This window comes from Streptomyces clavuligerus, assembly GCF_005519465.1.
GTDB lineage: Bacteria > Actinomycetota > Actinomycetes > Streptomycetales > Streptomycetaceae > Streptomyces > Streptomyces clavuligerus.
The window spans coordinates 5,719,042-5,740,923 of record NZ_CP027858.1 but is presented as its reverse complement, the minus strand read 5'-3'; the positions used below and the strand labels follow the sequence as shown (position 1 = coordinate 5,740,923).

At 74.8% G+C, this 21,882-nt stretch carries 16 protein-coding genes and 1 pseudogene; 5 read left to right on the top strand and 12 right to left on the bottom strand.

The window, feature by feature from the left end:
- Window positions 1-33: 33 nt before the first annotated feature.
- From argJ to CRV15_RS24190, 6 genes are all read right to left on the bottom strand, one after another.
- Window positions 34-1,185 (bottom strand): bifunctional glutamate N-acetyltransferase/amino-acid acetyltransferase ArgJ, encoded by a 1,152-nt coding sequence (argJ, locus tag CRV15_RS24220; RefSeq protein WP_003958360.1) that lies wholly within the window; start codon window positions 1,183-1,185, stop codon window positions 34-36.
- 70 nt (window positions 1,186-1,255) lie between these two features.
- Window positions 1,256-2,287, bottom strand: a complete 1,032-nt coding sequence (argC, locus tag CRV15_RS24215; RefSeq protein WP_003958359.1) for an N-acetyl-gamma-glutamyl-phosphate reductase — start codon at window positions 2,285-2,287, stop codon at window positions 1,256-1,258.
- A 153-nt stretch (window positions 2,288-2,440) separates the two neighbouring features.
- A complete protein-coding gene (locus tag CRV15_RS24210; RefSeq protein ID WP_003958357.1) occupies window positions 2,441-3,112 on the bottom strand; it encodes a response regulator in 672 nt (223 codons plus the stop codon).
- On the bottom strand, window positions 3,109-4,455 hold the full coding sequence (locus tag CRV15_RS24205; RefSeq protein ID WP_003959796.1) for a sensor histidine kinase: 1,347 nt from the start codon (window positions 4,453-4,455) through the stop codon (window positions 3,109-3,111). Before CRV15_RS24205 ends, CRV15_RS24210 begins: the two co-directional genes overlap by 4 nt.
- Window positions 4,456-4,465: 10 nt before the next feature.
- Window positions 4,466-5,611 (bottom strand): acyltransferase family protein, encoded by a 1,146-nt coding sequence (locus tag CRV15_RS24200; RefSeq protein WP_009995564.1) that lies wholly within the window; start codon window positions 5,609-5,611, stop codon window positions 4,466-4,468.
- An 861-nt stretch (window positions 5,612-6,472) separates the two neighbouring features.
- Window positions 6,473-7,432: an alpha/beta hydrolase gene (locus CRV15_RS24190; RefSeq protein WP_003959798.1), complete on the bottom strand. Its 960-nt coding sequence runs from the start codon at window positions 7,430-7,432 to the stop codon at window positions 6,473-6,475.
- A gap of 515 nt (window positions 7,433-7,947) precedes the next feature.
- Between CRV15_RS24190 and CRV15_RS24185 the strand changes: the two genes are divergently transcribed.
- Window positions 7,948-9,135 carry an MAB_1171c family putative transporter gene (locus CRV15_RS24185; protein WP_003959800.1) on the top strand — a complete coding sequence of 396 codons (1,188 nt, stop codon included), beginning with the start codon at window positions 7,948-7,950 and terminating at the stop codon, window positions 9,133-9,135.
- 170 nt (window positions 9,136-9,305) lie between these two features.
- Window positions 9,306-10,757 (top strand): FAD-dependent oxidoreductase, encoded by a 1,452-nt coding sequence (locus CRV15_RS24180; protein WP_003959801.1) that lies wholly within the window; start codon window positions 9,306-9,308, stop codon window positions 10,755-10,757.
- A gap of 165 nt (window positions 10,758-10,922) precedes the next feature.
- On the opposite strand, the gene CRV15_RS24175 is transcribed toward CRV15_RS24180, so the two are convergent.
- From CRV15_RS24175 to CRV15_RS24170, 3 genes and pseudogenes are all read right to left on the bottom strand, one after another.
- Window positions 10,923-13,142, bottom strand: coding sequence for an NADP-dependent isocitrate dehydrogenase (locus CRV15_RS24175; RefSeq protein WP_003959802.1), 2,220 nt, complete (start codon window positions 13,140-13,142; stop codon window positions 10,923-10,925).
- A 321-nt stretch (window positions 13,143-13,463) separates the two neighbouring features.
- A pseudogene (locus tag CRV15_RS37730) lies at window positions 13,464-14,111 on the bottom strand (MFS transporter); the annotation flags it as partial.
- Between the two features lie 282 nt (window positions 14,112-14,393).
- A complete protein-coding gene (locus CRV15_RS24170) occupies window positions 14,394-15,821 on the bottom strand; it encodes an aminotransferase-like domain-containing protein (RefSeq protein ID WP_003959805.1) in 1,428 nt (475 codons plus the stop codon).
- Between CRV15_RS24170 and CRV15_RS24165 the strand changes: the two genes are divergently transcribed.
- Complete coding sequence (locus tag CRV15_RS24165) at window positions 15,820-16,773, top strand: DMT family transporter (RefSeq protein WP_003959806.1); 954 nt, start codon at window positions 15,820-15,822, stop codon at window positions 16,771-16,773. The two genes, CRV15_RS24170 and CRV15_RS24165, sit on opposite strands and share 2 nt — an antisense overlap.
- Before the next feature lie 259 nt (window positions 16,774-17,032).
- Window positions 17,033-17,224, top strand: a complete 192-nt coding sequence (locus CRV15_RS24160; protein ID WP_009995572.1) for a DUF1918 domain-containing protein — start codon at window positions 17,033-17,035, stop codon at window positions 17,222-17,224.
- A gap of 105 nt (window positions 17,225-17,329) precedes the next feature.
- Here CRV15_RS24160 and CRV15_RS24155 read toward each other — a convergent pair whose 3' ends face one another.
- Window positions 17,330-18,577 carry a glycoside hydrolase family 10-like protein gene (locus CRV15_RS24155; protein WP_029182854.1) on the bottom strand — a complete coding sequence of 416 codons (1,248 nt, stop codon included), beginning with the start codon at window positions 18,575-18,577 and terminating at the stop codon, window positions 17,330-17,332.
- A gap of 177 nt (window positions 18,578-18,754) precedes the next feature.
- On the opposite strand from CRV15_RS24155, the gene CRV15_RS24150 reads away from it, so the two are divergent.
- Complete coding sequence (locus tag CRV15_RS24150) at window positions 18,755-19,615, top strand: 3-hydroxybutyryl-CoA dehydrogenase (RefSeq protein ID WP_009995576.1); 861 nt, start codon at window positions 18,755-18,757, stop codon at window positions 19,613-19,615.
- Window positions 19,616-19,701: 86 nt separating this feature from the next.
- Here CRV15_RS24150 and CRV15_RS24145 read toward each other — a convergent pair whose 3' ends face one another.
- Both CRV15_RS24145 and CRV15_RS24140 read right to left on the bottom strand, forming a co-directional pair.
- On the bottom strand, window positions 19,702-20,232 hold the full coding sequence (locus tag CRV15_RS24145) for an NUDIX domain-containing protein (protein ID WP_003959811.1): 531 nt from the start codon (window positions 20,230-20,232) through the stop codon (window positions 19,702-19,704).
- 158 nt (window positions 20,233-20,390) lie between these two features.
- Complete coding sequence (locus CRV15_RS24140) at window positions 20,391-21,731, bottom strand: NsdA family TPR-like regulatory protein (protein ID WP_009995578.1); 1,341 nt, start codon at window positions 21,729-21,731, stop codon at window positions 20,391-20,393.
- Between the last annotated feature and the right edge of the window lie 151 nt (window positions 21,732-21,882).

Below are 21,882 nucleotides of genomic sequence, written 5' to 3'. Positions count from 1 at the left end.
CGGGGGTCGCGGTCGCCTGGGCCGCCGTCGAGGTCACGAGCTGTACGCGCTGTTCTCGTGCACGTACTCGGCGGTCAGGTCGTTGGCCCAGATCACGGCGGAATGGGTGCCCGCGTCCAGGTCGGCGGTGATGCGGACCTCCCGGAACCGCATGTCGACGAGGTCCCGGCCGTCGCCCGCACTGCCCTCGCGGCAGACCCAGACCCCGTTGATGGCGACGTTCAGCCGCTCGGGTTCGAAGACGGCCTTGGTGGTGCCGATCGCGGACAGCACCCGGCCCCAGTTGGGGTCCTCGCCGTGGATGGCGCACTTGAGGAGGTTGTTCCGGGCGATCGTCCGGCCCACCTCGACCGCGTCGTCCTCGGTCGCCGCGTGGATGACCTCGATCCGGATGTCCTTGGACGCGCCCTCCGCGTCGCCGATCAGCTTCCGCGCCAGGTCCTCGCAGACCTCGCGCAGCACGTCGGCGAACTCCTCGTACCCCGGGGTCACCCCCGAGGCACCGGACGCCAGCAGCAGCACGGTGTCGTTGGTCGACATACAGCCGTCGGAGTCGACCCGTTCGAACGTGGTACGGACCGCGTCCCGCACCGCCTTGTCCAGGACCGGGGGCGCGAGGTCGGCGTCGGTGGTCAGGACGACGAGCAGGGTGGCGAGGCCCGGGGCGAGCATGCCCGCGCCCTTGGCCATCCCGCCCACGCTCCAGCCCTCGCCCGCGCGGACGGCCGTCTTGTGCACGGTGTCCGTGGTCCTGATCGCTATCGCGGCCCGCTCGCCGCCGTGCGGGGACAGCTCGGCCGCGGCCTTGTCGATCCCGGGCAGCAGCCGGTCCATCGGGAGATACGTGCCGATCAGCCCGGTCGACGCCACCGCGATCTCCGCGGCGCTGTGGCCGAGGGCGGCGGCGGCCCGCTCGGCGGTGGCGTGGGTGTCCTGGAAGCCCTTCGGTCCGGTGCAGGCGTTCGCGCCGCCGGAGTTGAGGACCACCGCGGAGACCTCGCCACCGCGCAGCACCTGCTGCGACCACAGCACGGGCGCGGCCTTGACCCGGTTGGCGGTGAACACGCCCGCCGCAGCGCGCCGCGGCCCCTCGTTCACCACCAGTGCCAGATCGGGCTGGCCGCTCTCCTTGATCCCGGCGGCGACACCCGCCGCCGTGAACCCCTTCGGGGCCGTGACTGTCATGGAGCTCCTGCTCTCTCTCGGTCAGGTGGTGCGGGGGTGGGACAGGGCGTGGTTCCTCGCGGGGCGGCGGTCAGGGGGCGAGGCCGGTTCGGGGGAGGCCGGTGGTCTCGGGGAGGCCGAGGGCGAGGTTCATGCTCTGGAGGGCGCCTCCGGCGGTGCCCTTGGTCAGGTTGTCGATCGCGCTGACGACGACCAGCCGGTCCGCGGCCGGGTCCACCGCCACCTGCACCTGCACCTGGTTGGAGCCGAGGACCGCCCCGGTCGAGGGCCACACGCCCTCCGGCAGCAGGGAGACGAAGGGTTCGTCCGCGTACGTCTTCTCGTAGACCGCGCGGACCTGCCGTGCGTCGGTGCCCGGGGTGAGACGTGCCGAGCAGGTGGCGAGGATGCCGCGGGGCATGGGGGCGAGCAGTGGTGTGAAGGACACCGAGACGGGTTCGCCGTCCGTGACGGCGGTGAGGTTCTGGGCGATCTCGGGGGTGTGGCGGTGGGTGCCGCCGACGGCGTAGGGGGAGACGGAGCCCATGACCTCCGCGCCCAGCAGATGCGGCTTCAGGGCGCGGCCCGCGCCGGAGGTGCCGGAGACGGCGGTGACGACGACCTCCCGGTCCACCAGTCCGGCGCCGACGGCGGGGAACAGGGCCAGGGTCACGGCGGTCGGGTAGCAGCCCGGTACCGCGATGCGCCGGGCCCCCGCCAGGGCCTCCCGGGCGCCGGGGAGTTCCGGCAGCCCGTAGGGCCAGCATCCCGCCCACGGCGAGCCGTAGAAGCGCTCCCACACACCCGCGTCCCGCAGCCGGAAGTCCGCCCCCATGTCGATCACCACGACATCGGGCCCCAGCCCCTCCGCCAGGGCGGCCGACTCGCCGTGCGGCAGCGCCAGGAACACCACGTCGTGCCCCGCCAGCGCCTGGGCCGACATCGGCTCGAACACCCGCCCCGCCACCGGCCCCAGGTGCGGATGCACCGCACCCACCGCCTGGCCCGCCTGCGAGAACGCCGTCAGCGCACCCAGCTCCACGCCCGGGTGCCCCAACAGCAGACGCACCACCTCGCCACCGGCATAGCCACTGGCACCCGCAACCGCCACCCGTACCGTCATGACTCTCCTCCCTGAAGGCATGACTATACAAATCACTGCACTTTTATGCAATGAGGTGGTGGGACGGCCGGGCCTCGCGCGACGCGCCGACCGGTGGGGCGGCAGGAGGCGGGAGGCGTCAGTGGCCGGTGGGGTGGCAGGAGGCGGGAGGCGTCAGTGGCCGGTGGGGCGCACCAGGCCGCTCTCGTACGCGAAGACCGCCGCCTGGGTGCGGTCGCGCAGGCCCAGCTTGACCAGAATCCGGCCGACGTGGGTCTTCACGGTCTGCTCGGCGACCACGAGCGCCGTCGCGATCTCCGCGTTGGACAGCCCCTGGGCGATCAGGGCGAGCACCTCGGTCTCGCGCTCGGTGAGCGTGCCGACCCGTTCCCTGAGCGGGGCGCGGGGGGCGCCCGTGAGCCGGGAGAACTCGGCGATGAGGCGCTTGGTGACGGCCGGGGCGAGCAGGGCGTCGCCCGCGGCGACCACCCGGACCGCGTGGGCCAGCTCGGCGGCGGACGCGTCCTTCAGCAGAAAGCCGGAGGCACCCGCGCGCAGCGCCTCGTAGACATACTCGTCCAGGTCGAAGGTGGTGAGCATGAGGATCTTGGCGGTGGCGCCGGGGGCGCCGGTGATCCGCCGGGTGGCCTCGATGCCGCCGACCCCGGGCATCCGGATGTCCATCAGGACGACATCGGGGGCGAGTTCGGCGACCCGGGCGACGGCTTCGGCTCCGTCCTCGGCCTGGCCGACGACCTCGATCCCGGGTTCGGCGCCGAGGAGGAAGCCGAAGCCCTGGCGGACCATCGTCTGGTCGTCGGCGATCAGCACACGGATGGGCGTCACGGGGTGTCCTCCGGGGTGAGCGGGGCGGGCAGGAAGGCGGTCACCTCGTAGCCGCCGCCGGGGGTGGGCCCGGTGGCGAGTTCGCCGCCGAGCAGCGCCGTGCGCTCCCGCATGCCGAGGAGGCCGTGGCCGCCGGAGGCGAAGGCGGTGGGGCCGGCGGCCGGGGCGGGGCGGTCCGGGGCGGAGTTGGTGACCCTGACCATGATCCCTGCCGGGCGGTAGGCGGTCTCCACCCGTATCCGTGCCCCCGGCGCGTGCCGCAGCGCGTTGCTCAGCGCCTCCTGGGCGATCCGGTACGCGAAGAGCCCGACGCCCGGCGGCACCGGCCGGGGCTCCCCGGTGACCGTGGCGGTGACGGTGCGGCCCGCGGCGCGCACCGGGCCGATCAGCTCGTCGAGCCGTTCCAGCGTGGGCTGGGGGGCGTGGCGCGGGTCCTCCCGACGGCCGCCGCCGCGGGCGTCGTGGGGGGCGTGGCCCTCGTCGCCCGAGCGCAGCGCGCCGAGCACCCGGCGGAGTTCGGCGAGCGCGTCGACGGCGCTGGTGCGGATGCCCGCGAGGTTCTCCTTCAGCTCCTCGGAGGGGTTCTCCACCAGATGGGGCGCGACCTGGGCCTGGATGGAGATGACGGACATGTGGTGGGCGACGACGTCGTGCAGCTCGCGGGCGATCCGGGTGCGCTCCTCCAGCACGGCCCGGCGGTCCCGTTCCACCGCCGTCAGCTCCGTCTGCTCGTCCAGCGCGGCACGGGCCCGGCCGCGGCCCCGGAGCGCGGCGCCGATGGTGGTGGCCGCCACCGGGACGAGAACGGAGAGCGCCGGGTGGTGGTCCGGACCGGGGACGGCGGCGGCGCAGACCAGGCCCACCACCACACTGATCGTCACGGTCTCGGCGGCGATCCGGGGGCGGAGCCGCAGCGCCAGCAGGAAGAGCACCCAGGACATCTGGGCGAGCGCGACATCCGCCCAGACGGGGAACCCGGGGGGCACAGTCCCGACGGGGAACCCGGGGGTGGCCGACAGGGCGACGGCGGCCGTGGCGAGCGTCATGGCCCACCAGGCCGCCAGCGGACGGAACACGGCGGCGACCAGCGCCACCGCCTGGACCGTCGCCAGCAGCAGCGCGACGGGCTGGGACAGCCGCAGGAGCTGGGTGTAGTCGTCGGTGCTGACCGCCAGCAGCACCGCCGCGAGCACGGTCAGCGGCACCAGCAGCGCGGGCAGCCACTCCCCGAAAGGGGCGCGCGGGGCGCCCGGCGGCTGCCCGGACATCTCGTCGGGCGCGGTGAACAGATCCCGGAACAGGGCCGCGGGCGCCGCGCGGAGACCGGCCGTGATCGTTCTCATTCGGTCCACTCTAGGCACGGCCGGTCCCGCGTGGGGCCGGGACCTTCGGGGAGCACTCGGGGCCCGGGGCGGGCGCGGGGTGCTCCCCGGCCTGGAAGGCCGTCAGACACACCGCGAGCGCCACGGCGAACAGCGGCAGCCAGCCGAGGCGCGCGACCACCCAGCCGGGGTCGTCGGGCGCGGTGTGCAGCCCGGGGAGCGCGTCGCCCGTGAGCAGTCCGAGGGCGGTCACCGCGATCATCGCGGTCTGGTGCCAGAGGAAGAACGCCATCGCGCGCCCATTGACCAGGGCCACCGCCGTCCGCAGCCGGGGCCCGCGCAGGGCGCGGCGGAGCGGGCCGGCCAGCAGCAGGGCCGCCCCGCACTGGGCGAGGCCGAACGTGACGGCCGCGAGCGTCGGCGACGGGCTGAGGTTCGATGTGTCCGCGCCGGGCACCCCGACCATGGCCGCCGGATATCCGGCGCGGAGTATGAGCAGCGCGGTGGCGGCGGCCCCGAGGACGAGCAGGACCCCTCCCGCCGTCCGCTCGCGGACGCCGCCGCGCTCCCAGAGGGCGCCCAGGCAGTACGGGACCATCCAGCCCGCCGCCACGGTGGTCCAGCCCGCCTCGGCGGGCCCGTCGAAACCGAAGCGGACGAGGTCGGCGTAGACGACGACGGCGAACGGCCACAGCGGGTGGAGCCGGGCGAGCAGCGGGGTCACGGCCGTGAGCCCGGCGAGGACGAGCAGGAACCACAGCGGCGTCAGCACCAGGGAGACGAGGGCCCGTACGGTGGTCTGGCCCGCGCCGCCGACGAGCATCGCCCCGGCGACGACGGTCCAGAGCGCGAGGACGGCGCCGAGGGGGCGGCAGAACCGGGCCAGCCGGGAGAGCGTCCACTGACGGTGGGTCACGCCCCGGGCGAGGGCCCGCGCGTGGCTCCGGGTGGCGACGCGGCCCGCGACGAGGAAGAACAGCGCGAGCGTTTGCAGCAGCCAGGAGACCGGTGCCAGCTCCGGCATCCCGCTCAGCGGGCTGACGACCCGCACCGCGCCGCTGTCGACGACCAGCGCCGTCACCAGCCAGTGCCCCAGGACGACCCCGCCGATGGCCAGCGCCCGCAGTGCGTCGAGCGCGGTGTCCCTGCCGTCGGGTGGGGTGGGGTGGTGGTGCATGGGGGCTCCTTTCGGGGCGGGTCTGCTGTGCTCGGGCCGTGGGTACGGGATCGGTGGGGTGGGGGTCCGCGGTGGGGGGTGGGGCACGGACAGCCGTCCGGGCCGGGGTGGTTGGCCTGTGGCCGTCGGCTTGCGGGTCAGCCGGTATTTCAGCCCCTTGGGGGTGCCCCTCTCTGGGGGAGATCGGCCCGCGCGCAATCAAGCCCCGTGGGGTGCCTGAAAGTCAGCCCCTCCGGCGTTTGAGGAGCGGGGGGCAAAATCCAGCCTCGCCGGCGATTGAGGCGCGGGGGTTCGGGGGCTGGCCCCCGACAACGGGCCCGCGCGGGGGCCGTCGGCTTGCGCGTGAGGTTTTCCGTTGGTGCGGGGTCCGTCCTCAAACGCCGGACGGGCTTGTTGTGCTCGGGTCGGTCGTCGGGTGCGGGGTGTGGGGGCCTCCGGGCTCGACTCCTCAGGGCCGGCAGACCGGACGTCCGACGTCCAGGCGCGGGCGGTTCTCCGCCGGTCCCTTCCGGGGACGACCCTGCACCCCCCACCACGGGCAGACGGCCCACTCGGTGCCGGAAGGGGGCACACCCCCGCCCGGTGGGAAGGGGGAGCCGCAGGCCCCTCCCGCACGTAGCGGGCACACCCCCGCCCGGTGGGAGACGGACAGCCCTCGGGTCCCGCCAGGGGGACGACCCTGCACCCCACCGGGGACCAGCCCGCCCGGTGCGGGAAGTGGGTACCGTCCCGCCCGGGGGCAGGGGAACGCCGCAGGTCCCTCCCGCGCGCAGGGGGCACACCCCGCCCCAGGGGGGAAGGGGGAGCCACGGGCCCTCCCGCGCGAGGTGGGCCCGCCCCCGCCCCGCGGGAGTGGGCGGCCTACGCATCCCGGTGGGGCGAGGCCCGGTCGGAGACGATGCGGGCGATGTTCGTCAGGGACAGCGACCGCGGGCGCAAGTAGTCCGCGTGGCCCGCCGTACCCGCGTCGAAGACCTGGGCGCCGAACGCGTCGGACACCGGATCGGTGCCGAAGCCGACCGTCGTGAACGGCAGCCGCACCCGGGTGTGCGGAACGGCCGCGATCCAGTCGCCGGTGCCGCGCCCCGCCCAGACCGTGGCCCCGGTCCTGAGCCGGTCACGGTGGTCCGCGCCGGTGCCGGGGCTGCCGTACAGCACCAGATGCGCGGCGGGCAGCCCCGGCGCCGCCTCCGCGCAGACCACGGAGCCGTAGGAGTGGCACAGCACGGAGACCCTGGCGGACGGCAGCGCCCCGGACAGCTCGCGGACGAAGCCGCGCAGCGCGGGCGCGGCCCGCTCGGCGCGGTCGGCGGTGAGGGTCTCGGTGCTCACGGTCGCGGGGGTCCGGTAGCCGAGCCAGGCCACGACGACGGACCGGGCGGGCAGTTCGCGCCGGAGCGCGACGGCGCCCTCGTGGAACCGCGCGTAGGTGTCGAGGCTGGTGTCGGCGCCGGGCACCAGGACCGCGACCCGTTCCGCGCCCGCCAGATCGCCGATGACCTCGGCGGTCCGCCCACCGTCGCGGCCGTCGAAGGAGAGGAACGTCCGCCCGGACCCGGCGAGCCCCCGCAGGACCGCCGCCCGCCGCCGGTCGCCGTGCCCGGCCGCCGTCCGTTCGGCGGCCCGGATGTCCGCGCGGACGGCGGCGTACCGCTCACCGAGCGCGGCGGGGTCCGCGTCCCCGAGGGGCGCGAGCACCGCCGGAGCGGGGGCGGGCACCGCTCCGGGACGGGCCGCACCGGCCACGGGCACCGCGACCGACGCGATCACGAACGCGGTGAGCAGGGCGCGCAGCGGGCGGCGGCGGATGCGGGGCGCCATGGGAGTCCTTCCGTACGGCGGGGCACTCGCGGGCCGGTGGAACAAGCGGCCCGACGAGTCGGGTTCACCACGAACCTAGGGAGCGGACGCCGTCGTCCTCGTCCCGCTGGAGAGCCCACTCGTCAGGTAGCTCTCAGGTATGACGGGTAGGGGGCCGCCGAGGTCCGGCCCCCGGTCCGGGGGCGTACGGAAGCCCCCGGCGGCGTGGGGAAGCGGACGGGCGGTGGAGCGGGGCCGGAGCGGGGACACTGACCGCCGGGCCCGGCGGAGGGTGTCGATGACGAGCGGGTCCGCAGGTACTAATGTTCGACCGGGGGACGGGGCGGAACCGGACCGGCCGTCAGGGGGAAAGGCCCACGGGTCCGTTGACCGGAGGCGGAGCGGCGAGCGCTGCGGGGAGAGAGCGGTGTCCGGACGGCTGACCACGTATCGCACACGCGGACCACGGCCGCGCCCCCTCGGGGCGGGGGGCACGGGCCGCCTTGTGCCGTGCCGCAGAGCCGCCCGGCGCTGAGATGTCGGACCTCAGCTTCTATGTGCCCGCCGCCCTCGGCACGGCAGCCCTGCTGCTGCGGCTCCCCGCCCTGCTGCGCAACCCCCGGGACCCGATGCTGCGCGCCGTCGTCGTCCTGCTGGCGACGGCGACGGGCGTGTTCTTCTTCGGGGCGATCCCCACGATCGAGGCGGTCAACCGGCTGACGGGTGTGCCCAATGTCGCGGCCCCGCTGGTGTACTCGCTGCTCACCGCCTTCTGCGGGGCGTGTGTCGTCCTGCTCATCAACTGGCGGGGCGGCACCCCGGAGGACATCCGCCGGGCGACGCGCCTGTGTCTGGCCGTCTACGGACTGATCGTCGTCGCGCTGGTGACGCTCTTCGTCCTGGGCGACGCCCCCGTCGAGCGGCTGCGCGACCTCGACACGTACTACGCGAGCACGCCGTACATCCGCGAGATGATCGTTCTCTATCTGCTGACCCACTCGGTGTCCTCCCTGGTGATGACGTTCCTGTGCTGGCGCTGGTCGCGCGATGTCTCCGGGGTGCTGCGGGCGGGTCTGCTGCTGATGGTGTACGGCTATCTGCTCACCGTCCTCTACGACGTGGCCAAGTTCGCCGCGCTCGGGGCGCACTGGGCGGGCGGCGACTGGGACACGCTCAGCACGGACGCGGCGCGCCCGCTGGTGTCGGTGGCGTCGTTCTTCATCGCGTTCGGCATCGGGATGCCGCTGGTGGTGCAGCGGCTGGACGGGCTGTGGCGGGACTGGTGCCGGTTCTGCCGGCTGGGGCCGCTGTGGCGGCTGCTGCGGGGGGTCGCGGCCGGGGGCGCGGGGGGCGGACCGGGGCGGTCCTCGCTGGCGGGCGCGGGCATCCGGCTGCTCCAGCGGGAGCGGGACATCCATGACGCCCTGCTGACCCTGAACCCCTACTTCGACTTCGGGGCACGCGCGGACTCGGTGGCCCGGGAGGCGGCCGGGGGCGCCGCGCCCGAGGAGGCGGAGGCACGGGCCGACGCCGTGATGATGGTGACCGCGCTGGAGGCGTTCCGCGCCGATCCGGGCCGCCGGGTCATCGCCGCCTCGCGCGCGCTCCAGGAGGGGGCGGGGGACGAGTCCCGCGACCTCGTACGGATCTCACGGGCGCTGCGGGCCATGGCGCACCGGGACGGCCGGGGGTCGCGGCGCCGTGGGGCGGGGCTCCGTTTGTGACCGGCGACCCCGGTCCACCACCGCGGGCGCACGGCCGGGGCGGCCGTTCCACCCGGTTCCCCCACCACTCGTTCAACCTCTCCTGCACCACCTGTACTGCCCGTACCGCCGTCATCGCCCGTGGGTTGTCGCACCGTCGGCCTGCCAGTACACACCGGGAGTGTCGTCCTATGACCGAGCTGATCACGTTTCCCGTTCACGCCGTGGGTGTGCGTGCCGTCGTCATCGGCGGGGGGTTGGCGGGGATGCTGGCGGCGGCGGCGCTGCGGGGCACGGCCGGGGAGATCCTGGTGGTGGAGCCCGACGAGTTGCCGGTGGGGCCCGCGCCCCGGCGGGGGCTGCCGCAGGCGGGGCATGTCCATGTGCTGTGGAGCGGGGGCGTCCGGGCGGTGGAGAGTCTGCTCCCCGGGACCACGGAGCGCTGGCTGGCGGCGGGGGCGCGCCGGATACCCGTACCGACGGACGTCCTCGCGTACAGCTCCCAGGGCTGGCTGCGGCGCTGGGAGCGCGACACCCACTTCGTGATCGCGTGCGGCCGGGATCTGCTGGACGCGGTGGTCCGCGCGCAGGTGCTGGGCGGGGACGGGGCGGCGGGAAGGGGCGGGGCGGGGGTGACGGTGCTGGAGCGCACCCGGGCCGTGGGGCTGCTCGGATGTGCCCGGCGGGTCACGGGGGTGGTCGTCCGGCGGGACGACGGCGCCGAGGAGAAGATCGAGGCGGAGCTGGTGGTGGACGCGAGCGGCCGGGCGTCCCGGTCCCCGTGGTTCCTCGCCGGGCTGGGCGCGGGCCCGGTGGCCCAGCGGGTCGTGGACTCCGGTCTGGTGTACGCGAGCCGCCTGTTCCGCGCCCCGGCGGGCATCGACCGCTTCCCGCTCGTCAGTGTCAGCGCGGACGCGCACACCGGCCGTCCCGGCCGGAGCGCGAGCCTGCTGCCCGTCGAGAACGGCCAGTGGCTGGTGACGGCCTCCGGGACGCGGGGCGGTGAACCCCGCAGGGACCCCCGGGAGTTCGAGCCCTTTCTGCGCGGGCTGCGGCACCCGATCATCGCGGATCTGATATCCGGGCTCGAACCGGTCGGGGATGTGGCGATCAGCCGCAGCACCCGCAATGTCCGCCGCTACTACGAGAAGGCGGGGACCTGGCCGGAGCGGTTCGTCGTGGTCGGGGACGCCGTCGCCGCCCTCAACCCGGTGTACGGGCACGGCATGGCCGTCGCGGCGCAGGGGGCGGCGGCCCTGCGCGGGCAGTTGCTGACCACCGGGCTCGGCGACCCCCGGTTCGCCCGCCGGGTCCAGCGCGACATCGCCCGGCACGCCTCGGCGGCCTGGGATCTCGCGACCGGGCAGGACATCTTCTACCCGGGGGCGGTGGGCGGCCCGCCGGGGTCGGTGGACCGGCTGCTGGCCCGTTATGTGGACCGGATGCTGCGGACGGCGGCGGGCAGCTTCCTGGTGACGCGGAAGTTCACCGACGTCACCTCCTTGCAGGCCAGCCGGAGCCGGCTGATGGTTCCGTCCGTGGTGCTGGCGACGGCGCTGGGGCCCCGGCGGCCCCCGCTGAGCGGGCCGCCGCTGACCGCCGAGGAACGTGCCCTGCTGGTGGGCGGGGGCACACGCCGCTGAGCGGACGCGCCGGGACCTGCCGGGAGACGGGGACGTACCGGGAGACGGGAACGTACCGGGAGACAGGGACCTACCGGGAGACAGGAACGTACCGGGAGACGGGGACGCGCCCCCGGCCGTGGCGGCGCGGGGGCGCGTCGGGGAACGAAGGGCTCCCGGCGGGTGTCAGCCGAGCTTCGCCAGGGCCTCGTTGAGCGTCGCCGAGGGGCGCATCACGGCGGACGCCTTGGTGACGTCCGGCTGGAAGTAGCCGCCGATGTCCACCGGCTGCCCCTGGACCGCGATCAGCTCGTCCACGATGGTCCGCTCCTTCTCGGCCAGCGTGGCGGCCAGCTCGGAGAAGGAGTGGGCGAGCTGGGCGTCGTCCGTCTGCCGCGCCAGCTCCTGCGCCCAGTAGAGCGCGAGGTAGAAGTGGCTGCCGCGGTTGTCGATGCCACCGAGGCGGCGGCTCGGCGACTTGTCCTCGTTGAGGAAGGTCGCCGTGGCGCGGTCGAGGGTGTCGGCCAGCACCTGGGCGCGGGCGTTGCCCGTGGTCTGGGCGAGGTGCTCGAAGCTGACCGCGAGCGCCAGGAACTCACCGAGGCTGTCCCAGCGCAGGTAGTTCTCCTTGACGAGCTGCTGGACGTGCTTGGGCGCGGAGCCGCCCGCGCCGGTCTCGAACAGGCCGCCGCCGTTCATCAGCGGGACGACCGACAGCATCTTGGCGCTGGTGCCCAGCTCCAGGATCGGGAACAGGTCGGTCAGGTAGTCGCGCAGGACGTTGCCGGTGACGGAGATGGTGTTCTCGCCGCGGCGGATGCGCTCGACGGACAGCTTGGTGGCCTCGACCGGGGAGAGGATCGTGATGTCCAGGCCCTCGCTGTCGAACTCCGGCAGGTACCGCTCGACCTTCTCGATCAGCCGGGCGTCGTGGGCGCGGCCCTCGTCCAGCCAGAACACCGCCGGGTCGCCGGTGGCGCGGGCGCGGCTGACGGCCAGCTTCACCCAGTCCTTGATCGGGGCGTCCTTGGTCTGGCAGGCGCGGAAGATGTCGCCCTCGGCGACCTCCTGCTCCAGCAGCACGGTGCCCTCGGCGTCGACGACGCGCACGGTACCGGCGGTGGCGATCTCGAAGGTCTTGTCGTGGCTGCCGTACTCCTCGGCCTTCTGCGCCATCAGACCGACGTTGGGCACGGAGCCCATCGTGGCCGGGTCGTAGGCGCCGTGGGCGCGGCAGTCCTCGATGACGGCCTGGTAGACCCCGGCGTAGCTGCTGTCCGGGATCACGGCGAGGGTGTCGGCCTCCTGGCCGTCCGGGCCCCACATGTGGCCCGAGGTGCGGATCATGGCCGGCATGGAGGCGTCCACGATGACATCGCTCGGGACGTGCAGGTTGGTGATGCCGCGGTCGGAGTCGACCATGGCGAGGGCCGGGCCGTCGGCCAGCTCGGCCTCGAAGGACGCCTTGATCGCGGCGCCGTCGGCGAGCGCGTCCAGGCCCTTGAGGATGCCGCCGAGGCCGTCGTTCGGGCTCAGACCGGCGGCGGCCAGCGCCTCGCCGTGCTCGGCGAAGGTCTTCGGGAAGAAGGCGCGCACCACATGGCCGAAGACGATCGGGTCGGAGACCTTCATCATGGTGGCCTTGAGGTGGACGGAGAACAGCACGCCCTCGGCCTTGGCCCGGGCGACCTGGTCCGCGAGGAAGGTGCGCAGCGAGGCGACGTGCAGCACGGAGGCGTCCACGACCTCACCGGCGAGGACCGGTACCGACTCGCGCAGCACGGTGGTGCTGCCGTCGGTCCCGACCAGCTCGATCCGGAGGGTGCCCGCCTCGGCGACGACCACGGACTTCTCGGTGGAACGGAAGTCGTCCGCGCCCATGGTGGCCACGTTGGTCTTCGAGTCGGCCGTCCACGCGCCCATGCGGTGCGGGTGGGTCTTGGCGTAGTTCTTGACCGACGCGGGGGCGCGGCGGTCGGAGTTGCCCTCGCGCAGCACCGGGTTCACGGCGCTGCCCTTGACCTTGTCGTAACGGGCGCGGATGTCGCGCTCCTCGTCGGTCTTCGGGTCGTCCGGGTAGTCCGGCAGCGCGTAGCCCTGCGACTGGAGCTCGGCGACGGCCGCCTTGAGCTGCGGGATGGACGCCGAGATGTTCGGCAGCTTGATGATGTTGGCGCCGGGGGTCTTGGCCAGCTCGCCCAGCTCGGCGAGGGCGTCGGCGATGCGCTGGCCCTCCTCCAGACGCTCGGGGAAGCTCGCGATGATCCGGCCCGCGAGGGAGATGTCCCGGCTCTCCACCCGGACCCCGGCCGTCGAGGCGTATGCCTCGACCACCGGCAGGAACGAGTGCGTGGCCAGGGCAGGGGCCTCGTCGGTGTGCGTATAGATGATGGTCGAGTCAGTCACCGGGTGCTCCGCTCCACGTCTGCAACATTGCTCGACATCAAGATATCTCGTCCGGGGGGCAGCTCCGAAAGGGCCCTCCTCGTCCCGGACACCCCGGCTCCCGGGGGCCCGGCGCCCGGCTGCCGCGTTTCCGTGCCCCGCTCCGCCCTCCCGGGGCGGCTCCCCGCCGCCGGACGGACGGGACGCGCCGGGGCCGGGCAGCCGGAGCAGCGGGCCGAGGCACGCCGCCGTGAGCTGGACCGCCGCCGCCGGCAGCAGCGCTCCCGGCAGCGACCACTGCGCCAGCGGTCCGGCCGCCGCCGCGCCGAGGGCGAAGCCGGTGAGTTCGAGGCCGGCGCCGGTGGTGAAGACCTGGCCGCGCCACCGGGCGGGCGCCTCCCGGTGGCGGACCGCGAACACGGCGGTGAGCTGGGGGCCCTCCCCGAGACCGATGAGGACGGCCGCGAGGGCGAGCACCAGGGGCGCGACGGCGGTACCGGGCCCGGCGGCGGCCGACGCGGTGAGCGCGTATCCGGCCGCGAGCACGGCGGAACCGGCCGCGACCACCGTGTCCGGGCGCGCCGGGCCGCCCCGGCGGGCGAGCAGCGTCTGCGCCGCCAGTGCCACCGCTCCGGCCCCGGCGGACAGCAGCACCCCCCGCGCGGGCCCGCCGAGCAGCCGCTCCCCCAGCGGCGGCAGACAGGCGATCAGCATCCCCTCGGCCGTGCACGCCACACAGCTCACCGCGGTGACCCGGGCGAGCGCCCGTGTCCGTACGACGGCCCGGGCCCCGGCCGCCAGTTCTCCCGCGACGGCGCGGAGGGCGTCCGTCCCGCGCGGCGGGTGCTGCGGGTCCTCGCCGGACGGCGCCCCGGGCGGTGGGGGTTCCCGGGGGAGGGTGAGCGCGCACGGCAGGGCGAGAGCGATCAGGGTCGCGGCGAGGACGACGGAGGCCGTCGCGCCGGCGAGCTGGGCGAGGGCGGCGGCCAGGGCCGGGCGGCCCGGCCCCGGTGACGGCTGACCTCAGCGGGGCCGCCCCGGCGGTGGCCGGGAGCCCCCGGCCCGGCCGGGCCGGCACCGCCCGGTACGGCGCTCCCCTCCGGAAGGACCCCCGGCCCTGTCCCCCGCGGGCCCGGCGCAGCGAGGAGGCGCGCCCCGGCCGCGGGGGCCGCCTTCTCACCCCGTGCGATGCCGTGGCGAACGGGAGATGCCCGGCCGGCCGGACGGCGGACAGTGCCAGGGGAACGGCACCTCCTAACCGGGCCGCCCCGGCTACCCGTCGGCGGCGGTACGGAGTCTGCGCACCCCCTCCGTGATCTCCGCGAGGTCCGTCACCCCGGCGAAGCTGAGCCGCAGATGGCCCGCCGGGGGCTCGGCGCAGAAGTAGGGGCGGCCGGGGGCCGGGGCGACTCCGGCGCGGAGGGCGGCGGCGACCAGGGGGGCCTCGTCCGTTCCGTCGGGGAGGCGGAGCCAGAGGTGGTAGCCGCCGGCGGGGATGTGCGGCAGGGCGAAGCCGGGCAGCCGCAGCCGCAGCGCGGCGGCCATCGTGTCCCGGCGGACCCGCAGTTCGGCGGCCACGGCCCGCAGATGGCGGGTCCAGGCGGGTGCCCCGACCAGTTCCAGGGCGGCTTCCTGGAGCGGCCGGGGGACGAAGAAGTTGTCCACGACATGGATCGCCCGGAGCCGTTCCAGCACGGGGCCGCGCGCGGCCAGCATCCCCACCCGCAGGCTGGGCGAGGTGGCCTTCGTCAGCGAGCTGACATGGACGACGACGCCGTCCGGGTCCTCGGCGGCGAGCGGCACCGGCAGCGGCCCCGCGTCCTCGTGGGCGAGCCGCCGGGCGAAGTCGTCCTCGACCACGAAGGCACCGGCGGCGCGGGCGATGCGCAGCACCTCGGGGCGGCGGTCCGCCGCGAGCACCGTCCCGGTCGGGTTGTGGAACAGCGGCTGGCAGACGAAGACCCGGGCGCCGGTGGCCCGGAAGGCGTCGGCGAGGAGGTCGGGGCGCACCCCGTCGGCGTCCAGCGGGACCGGCACCGGCCGCAGTCCGGCGGCGCGGGCGATCGCGAGCATGCCGGGGTAGGTGGGCGACTCGACGAGGACGGGCGCGCCGGGCGGGGCGAGGGCCCGCAGGGCGCAGGTGAGCGCGGACTGTCCGCCCGAGGTGACGAGGACGTCGGCCGCCCCGACCGGCCCGCCGAGGCCCCGGGCGAACCAGTCGCGCAGCTCGGGCAGGCCCTCCGTGGGCGGCCGTCCCCAGGCCCCGGGGCGGCGTCCGGCGCGGGCGAGCGCGGCGGCGAGCGCCTGCTCGGGCTGGAGCACGGCGGGCAGATAGCCGCCGTTGAACTCGATGACGCCGGGCGGCGGCGCCGCGAGGGTGACGAGCACCCCGGAGGCGTCGACGGAGCGGGGCACCTGGTCGGCCGAGGACTCGGCGGAGAGGGCGATCTCCTGCCAGGAGGTGTCCCCGGCGGCGGGGGCGTCGCTCCGGGGCCGGGCGCGATAGGCCCCGGCGCCGGGCCGGGTGACGACGAGCCCTTCGGCGGTGAGCTGGGCGAGCGCCCGGGAGACGGTCACCGGGGAGACCCGGTGGCGCTCCACCAGCGCCCGACTCGATGGCAGTTTCTCACCCGGAGAGTAGCGGCTCAGCTCTCTCCTCAGAGATGTGGCCAGTTCAGCGACGCTGGTACGCTCGTGCATGACAGCACAGAATAGCGCTACTCACGATCGCTCGATAGCGGTCACTCCGCAGCGGACGGGTGGTGCCCCCACCGCCCCGGCGGGCGGCCCCGGCGGCACGGTCGGCGGCACCCTGCTCGCCGGACTCGGCGTGGTCGCGTTCTCGCTCACCTTCCCCGCGACGGCCTGGGGCCTCGGCTCCTTCGGCCCCTGGTCGCTGGTGGCGCTGCGGAGCGTGCTCGCCGCACTCATCGCGGGCGGCTTTCTGCTGGCGCTCCGCGTCCCGCTGCCCGAGCGCCGCCACTGGGGCCCGCTCGCCGTGGTCGCCGCGGGCGTCGTGATCGGCTACCCGCTGCTGACGACGCTGGCCCTGACCACCTCCACCACCTCCCACGCCGCCGTGGTGGTGGGCCTGCTGCCGCTCACCACCGCCGCCTTCGCCGCCCTCCGCACCGGCCGCCGCCCCTCCCGCGCCTTCTGGGGCGCCGCGCTCGCCGGTGCGGCCGTGGTGATCACGTTCACGGTGGCGGAGAGCGGCGGCGCGCTCCAGAGCGGCGATCTCTATCTCTTCGGCGCGCTGCTCGCCTGCGCGGCGGGCTACACCGAGGGCGGGCGGCTCGCCGCGTATCTGCCGGGCTGGCAGGTGATCGGCTGGGCGCTGGTCCTCTGCCTGCCGCTGGGGGTGGCCGGGTCGGTGGTGGCGCTGAGCCTGGAGCCCTTCGAGCCGGGTCTGAAGGGCCTGGCCGGTCTGGTGTGGGTCGCCGCCGCCTCGCAGTTCGCCGGTCTGTACGTCTGGTACCGGGGCATGGCCGTGATCGGGATCGCGCGGGCCAGCCAGCTCCAACTGGCCCAGCCGCTGCTCACCCTCGTCTGGTCGGTGGCCCTGCTCGGCGAGCGGCTCTCCCCCGCCGCGCCCCTGGCGGCCGTGGGCGTCCTCGTCTGCATCGCGGTCACCCAGCGGGCCCGGAGCTGACCGGCCCGGGAGCCACCGGCGCGGGCGCCGGAACGGCCCGGGAGCCGACCGCCGCGCCGACAGCCCCGGAACGGACGCGTCCGCCCCGGTCGAACGAGTATCCGCGCCACCCGGCGCGGGGCCGCACCCGCCACGGCTCGGGGCGGGCTCGCCCCGCGTTGCAGGTGCGGCCCCGGCCCCCGGCCGTAGACTCGACTTCACGGACAGGTCGTGGATTCACGGACAGGTCACGGACCCGTTGTCGAGGAGGTCTCTCCTGATGGAAGCGAGCGTGGGCGACAAGTTGCTGGTGCACGGCAGGACCGTGGGCCAGCACGACCGGATCGCCGAGGTCGTCGAGGTCCTGGGCCCCGAGGGCTCGCCCCCCTACCGCGTCCGTTTCGAGGACGGGCACGAGACGGTGATGTCCCCCGGCCCGGACTGCGTGGTCAGGCCGCACGAACCCGCCTGAGCCCCGCACGAGCCCGCCTGAACCGCCCCCGGCGGACGGCGTTCCACCGGACGGGTGTGCCCCGGCACGGGCGTTCCCGGCCGGGGCACGGCGTGCGCACGGGTGTCAGCGCGGCGGGTCGACCCTGCTCGGATAGTGGTCGGCCACCACCCGCGCCATCGCGCCGATCCGGTCGGCGCCGACCTCCTTGGCGGAGAAGTAGCAGTGCCCCCTCACCTCGGGGTGGCGCCCCGCCAGCGTCAGATGCCGGGACAGCTCCGCCGGGTCCTGCCAGGCGGCGGGCTGCGCGGGGTCGCCCGCCTTGTACAGCGCCTCGCCGATGAACAGATCCACCCCGGTGCCCCGGACCAGCTCGCTCCACCAGGGCAGCAGCTTGGCGTAGTCCGCAGCGGCGAACCCGATGTTCCAGTACACCTGCGGGACGATCTGGTCGATCCACCCCTCCTGGACCCACTTGCGGGTGTCCGCGTGGAGGTCGTCGTACGTCTGCACCCCGGCCCGGGTGTCGGAGCCCCGGGAGTCGGTGGCCTTGTTCCGCCAGACCGCGAACGGGCTGATGCCGAAGGCGGCCCCCGGCCGGGTCTGCTTGATCCGCGCGCCCATCTCCTGGACCAGCCGGTCGATGTTGTCCCGCCGCCAGGCGGCCCGGTCCGGGAAGCCGCCGCCGTACCGGGCGAACGCGGCGGCGTCGTCGAAGGTCTCCCCCGCGACCGGGTACGGATAGAAGTAGTCGTCGAAGTGGACGGCGTCGACGGCGTACCGGCGCACGGCGTCGATCATCGCGTCCTGGACGAAGGCGCGGACCTCCGGCAGACCGGGGTTGTAGTACAGCTTGCCGCCGTAGGCCACGGTCCAGTCGGGGTGGACCCGCGCCGGATGGCTCGCGACCAGCCGGGACGGATCGGCGTGGGTGGCGACCCGGTAGGGGTTGAACCAGGCGTGCAGTTCGAGGCCGCGCGCGTGCGCCTCCCGGACGGCCGTGCCGAGCGGGTCCCAGCCGGGGTCCCGGCCCTGCGTGCCGGTCAGGTACTGCGACCAGGGCTCGTGCGGCGAGGGCCACAGCGCGTCCGCCGTCGGCCGCACCTGGAGCACCACCGCGTTGAGCCTGCGGGCGACGGCGGTGTCGAGGTGGGCGATCAGCTCCGTGCGCTGCTGTGCGGCGGTGAGCCCGGACCGTGAGGGCCAGTCGCGGTTGGTGACCGTCGCCAGCCACATCCCCCGGAACTCCCGGCAGGCCCTCCTGCCGCCGCCCCGGGGCCACTCGGCCGCGGCGGACGCGTCCCCGGTGACGGCGACCGAGGCGAACGCGCCCGCCGCCGTCGCCGTGAAGGCCCTTCTCCCTATGTCGGCCATGTGCCACCCGCTCCCGATATCGCTGCCGGTCCTTCTGATCAGCATGCCCGCCCCGGGGCGCCGTGCACCGGACCGGCCGGAGTAACGTCAAAGGATCGAGCGGCTCCGGAACCGTACGGAGCCGCTCCGCCGGACCTGCGGCACTGGATCAGCGAAAGGCACGAGGTGACGGACTCAATGGCCGACATTGCACGCGTCGGAGTGGTGGGCTGTGGCCAGATGGGCGCGGGCATCGCGGAGGTGTGCGCCCGCAGCGGTCTGGAGGTGAAGGTCGCGGAGACCACGGGCGAGGCCCTGGAGATCGGCCGGACCCGGCTGTACAACTCCCTGGAGAAGGCGGCCGAACGCGGCAAGATCACGGAAGCGGAACGGGATGCCGCCCTGGCGCGGCTGAGCTTCACCACCGATCTCGGGGAGTTCGCCGACCGGGATCTCGTCATCGAGGCCGTCGTGGAGAACGAGCAGGTCAAGACCGAGATCTTCCAGGTGCTCGACCAGGTGGTGACCCGGCAGGACGCGATCCTCGCGTCCAACACCTCCTCCATCCCGCTGGTACGGCTGGCGGTCGCCACCTCCCGCCCCGACCAGGTCATCGGCATCCACTTCTTCAACCCCGCCCCGGTGCAGAAGCTGGTGGAGCTGATCCCCGCGCTCACCACCTCCGAGGAGACCGTCAAGCGCGCGGAGGCCGTCGTCGAGCAGGTGCTCGGCAAGCACGCCATCCGTGCCCAGGACCGCTCGGGCTTCGTGGTGAACGCGCTGCTCATCCCGTATCTGCTCGCGGCGGTCCGGATGTTCGAATCCGGTCTCGCGAGCCGTGAGGACATCGACAACGGCATGGAGCTGGGCTGCGCCCACCCCATGGGCCCGCTCAAGCTCGCCGATCTGATCGGCCTGGACACGGTGGCCTCGGTGGCGGACTCGATGTACACCGAGTTCAAGGAGCCGCTGTACGCCGCCCCTCCGCTGCTCCAGCGGATGGTGGACGCGGGACGCCTCGGCCGCAAGACGGGCTCGGGCTTCTACGCGTACGGCTGAGCCCACCGCCCCTGAGCCCACCGCCCCCGAAGGACCGGCACCCCCGAGGACCGGCGTGGACGGGGCACCGGGCGCCCCGGGGCCGGTCAGCCCGGCCGGAGCGCGTGCAGCATCAGCAGCCCGGCCGCCATATTGGCGGCCGGGACCTCGCCCCGGGCGATCAGATCGGGGACCAGCTTCAGCGGAATCCACTCCCGCCGGGAGGACTCGAAGCCGTCCTCGGGCGGTCCGGTGTAGGTGGCGCTGTCGGACCAGTAGAGATGGTGCCGGGCGTCCATGAGGCCGTTCGACGGCTCGACGGTCATCAGATGCCGGAGCGGACCCGGCCGCCAGCCGGTCTCCTCCTCCATCTCCCGCGCCGCCGCGGCCACGATCTCCTCGCCCTCCTCGACGACCCCCGCGGCCAGCTCCCAGCCCCAGCTCCCGGTGATGAAGCGGTGCCGCCACAGCAGCAGCACCTCGTTGGACGCGTTGACCGCCGTCGCGACGGCGACCGGCCGCAGCCGGATCAGGAAGTGGTCCAGACGGCGCCCGTCGGGGAGCGCCACATCCGCGAGTCTGACGCGGAACCAGCGATTTTCATACACGGTCTGTTCGTTTAAGTTCGTCCACTGCATGTTCGAGGCCACCTTTCGACCAGTAGGTGGCAACATCGCAGCAGTGCCCGAGCACACCGGAAAGGCGCCGCCCGGGCAACGCGCGGCCGGGACCCGCCCCTGCCGGACCGGCGCGCCCGCCGCGGGGCCGACCGGACCGCCGCCCCCGGCACACGGGCTCACAGCGGGACCCGCAGCGCCCCGTCGATCAGCTCGGCGGCGGCCCGCGCCGGAGGCGCGCCACTGGCCACCAGATGCTCCCGCACCGCCCGCAGCCGGTCCCGCAGCCGCTGCGACTCCATCCCCCGGACCTGCTCGGCCATCGCGGCGGCGGTCCGCGCCGCGCGCTCCGCGTCGCCCCGCCGCAGCTCGATCTGGCAGAGCATGGCGAGCCGGTGCACCCTCCCCCGGTCGTGCGCGGGCGAGCCCACCGCGGCGGCGGCGTGCTCGTGCGCGGCGGGCAGCTCCCCCAGACTCAGCAGCGCCTCGGCGACCTGGACGTTCACCAGACCCGGCTGGACATAGCCGGTCTCGTCCGGCTCCCGCCCCGGGTGGATCCGCTCCGCCTCCCGCTCCGCGCGCCGGATGCAGCGCAGTGCCGCCCCGCCGTCGCCGAGATGGGCGTACGCCTTGGCCTGCATCGCGTACAGATCGCAGGCGAGCGCGGGGGTGATGGTGGTCCCCGCCGCCCGCAGCGCCGCCTCGGCGAACGCCACCGCCTGCCGGTACTCGGCCATGAACAGGGACTGGTTGACCAGCAGGGCGATCACATAGGCCCCGAGCCCGCGGTCGCCGCTCGCCTTCGCCAGCCGGAGCGCCTGATGGAAGTAGCGCTGCGCGAGCCCGTGCGCGTCCGAGTCATAGGCGCAGATCCCGGCCATCGCGACCAGCCCGCCCGCGGCCCGGTGGAGCTGACGCCCCAGGGCGTCGTTGTACGAGCCGCGCAGCAGCGGCGCGGTCTCGGTGTTGAGGAATCCGACGATCCGGGTGCGCGTCGCGATCCCGCCGCATCTTCGGTACATCAGCTCGTAGTGGGCCCTGGCCGTCCGCAGCAGGGTGATGTCCGCGAGGGAGACCCTGGTCCGGCCCGCGCGGGAGACATCGGCGTCCTCGGGCGGGTTCTCCCACTCCCAGACGGGCATGACCGCGGGGGTGCCGGTGACGGCGGGGGCCTCGATGACATGGCTGCGCTGCTGCTCGTCCGAGCGCCACAGCGCGGCGGCCCGTTCGACGAAACCGGAGAGCGGGGTGCCGGGGCGGTCGGCCTGCTCGCCGGGGGCGCCGAGGCCGATGTCCCCGAGCGCGACGGGGCGGCCCAGCCGTTCGGCCAGCACCTCGCATATGAGGTCGGGCACCTGGCCGCGTGGGCGCTGGCCCTTGAGCCAGCGGGCCACGGCGGTGTGCTCGTACCGCAGCGGCAGGCCCCGGGCGAGGCCCGCCCGGTTGACCCGCGTGGCGAGGCCCGCGCGGGAGAAACCGGCTTCGTCGAGCAAGGCGTCCAGCAAGGTGTTGGGCTGCATGGGGCCCTCCGCAGGCTCGGTGCGCCCAGGGTAGTGGACCGTGATTTCACACGGGGTGTGAAGGAAATGCCCCCATCGGGGTCCCGTACGCGCTGCCCGGGGGCCGGGGCCCGCGTGTTGACTGAAGTGCCCTCTCACAGAGGCGGCCGGA

Bases quoted from the DNA above. Each gene is read 5' to 3' on its own strand.
- CRV15_RS24185 (WP_003959800.1), top strand. From the start codon at position 7,948: ATGTCGGACCTCAGCTTCTATGTGCCCGCCGCCCTCGGCACGGCAGCC.
- argC (WP_003958359.1), bottom strand. From the start codon at position 2,287: ATGACGGTACGGGTGGCGGTTGCGGGTGCCAGTGGCTATGCCGGTGGC.
- CRV15_RS24160 (WP_009995572.1), top strand. From the start codon at position 17,033: ATGGAAGCGAGCGTGGGCGACAAGTTGCTGGTGCACGGCAGGACCGTG.
- CRV15_RS24200 (WP_009995564.1), bottom strand. From the start codon at position 5,611: ATGCACCACCACCCCACCCCACCCGACGGCAGGGACACCGCGCTCGAC.
- CRV15_RS24140 (WP_009995578.1), bottom strand. From the start codon at position 21,731: ATGCAGCCCAACACCTTGCTGGACGCCTTGCTCGACGAAGCCGGTTTC.
- CRV15_RS24190 (WP_003959798.1), bottom strand. From the start codon at position 7,432: ATGGCGCCCCGCATCCGCCGCCGCCCGCTGCGCGCCCTGCTCACCGCG.
- CRV15_RS24170 (WP_003959805.1), bottom strand. From the start codon at position 15,821: ATGCACGAGCGTACCAGCGTCGCTGAACTGGCCACATCTCTGAGGAGA.
- CRV15_RS24150 (WP_009995576.1), top strand. From the start codon at position 18,755: ATGGCCGACATTGCACGCGTCGGAGTGGTGGGCTGTGGCCAGATGGGC.
- CRV15_RS24180 (WP_003959801.1), top strand. From the start codon at position 9,306: ATGACCGAGCTGATCACGTTTCCCGTTCACGCCGTGGGTGTGCGTGCC.
- CRV15_RS24155 (WP_029182854.1), bottom strand. From the start codon at position 18,577: ATGGCCGACATAGGGAGAAGGGCCTTCACGGCGACGGCGGCGGGCGCG.
- argJ (WP_003958360.1), bottom strand. From the start codon at position 1,185: ATGACAGTCACGGCCCCGAAGGGGTTCACGGCGGCGGGTGTCGCCGCC.
- CRV15_RS24205 (WP_003959796.1), bottom strand. From the start codon at position 4,455: ATGAGAACGATCACGGCCGGTCTCCGCGCGGCGCCCGCGGCCCTGTTC.
- CRV15_RS24165 (WP_003959806.1), top strand. From the start codon at position 15,820: ATGACAGCACAGAATAGCGCTACTCACGATCGCTCGATAGCGGTCACT.
- CRV15_RS24145 (WP_003959811.1), bottom strand. From the start codon at position 20,232: ATGCAGTGGACGAACTTAAACGAACAGACCGTGTATGAAAATCGCTGG.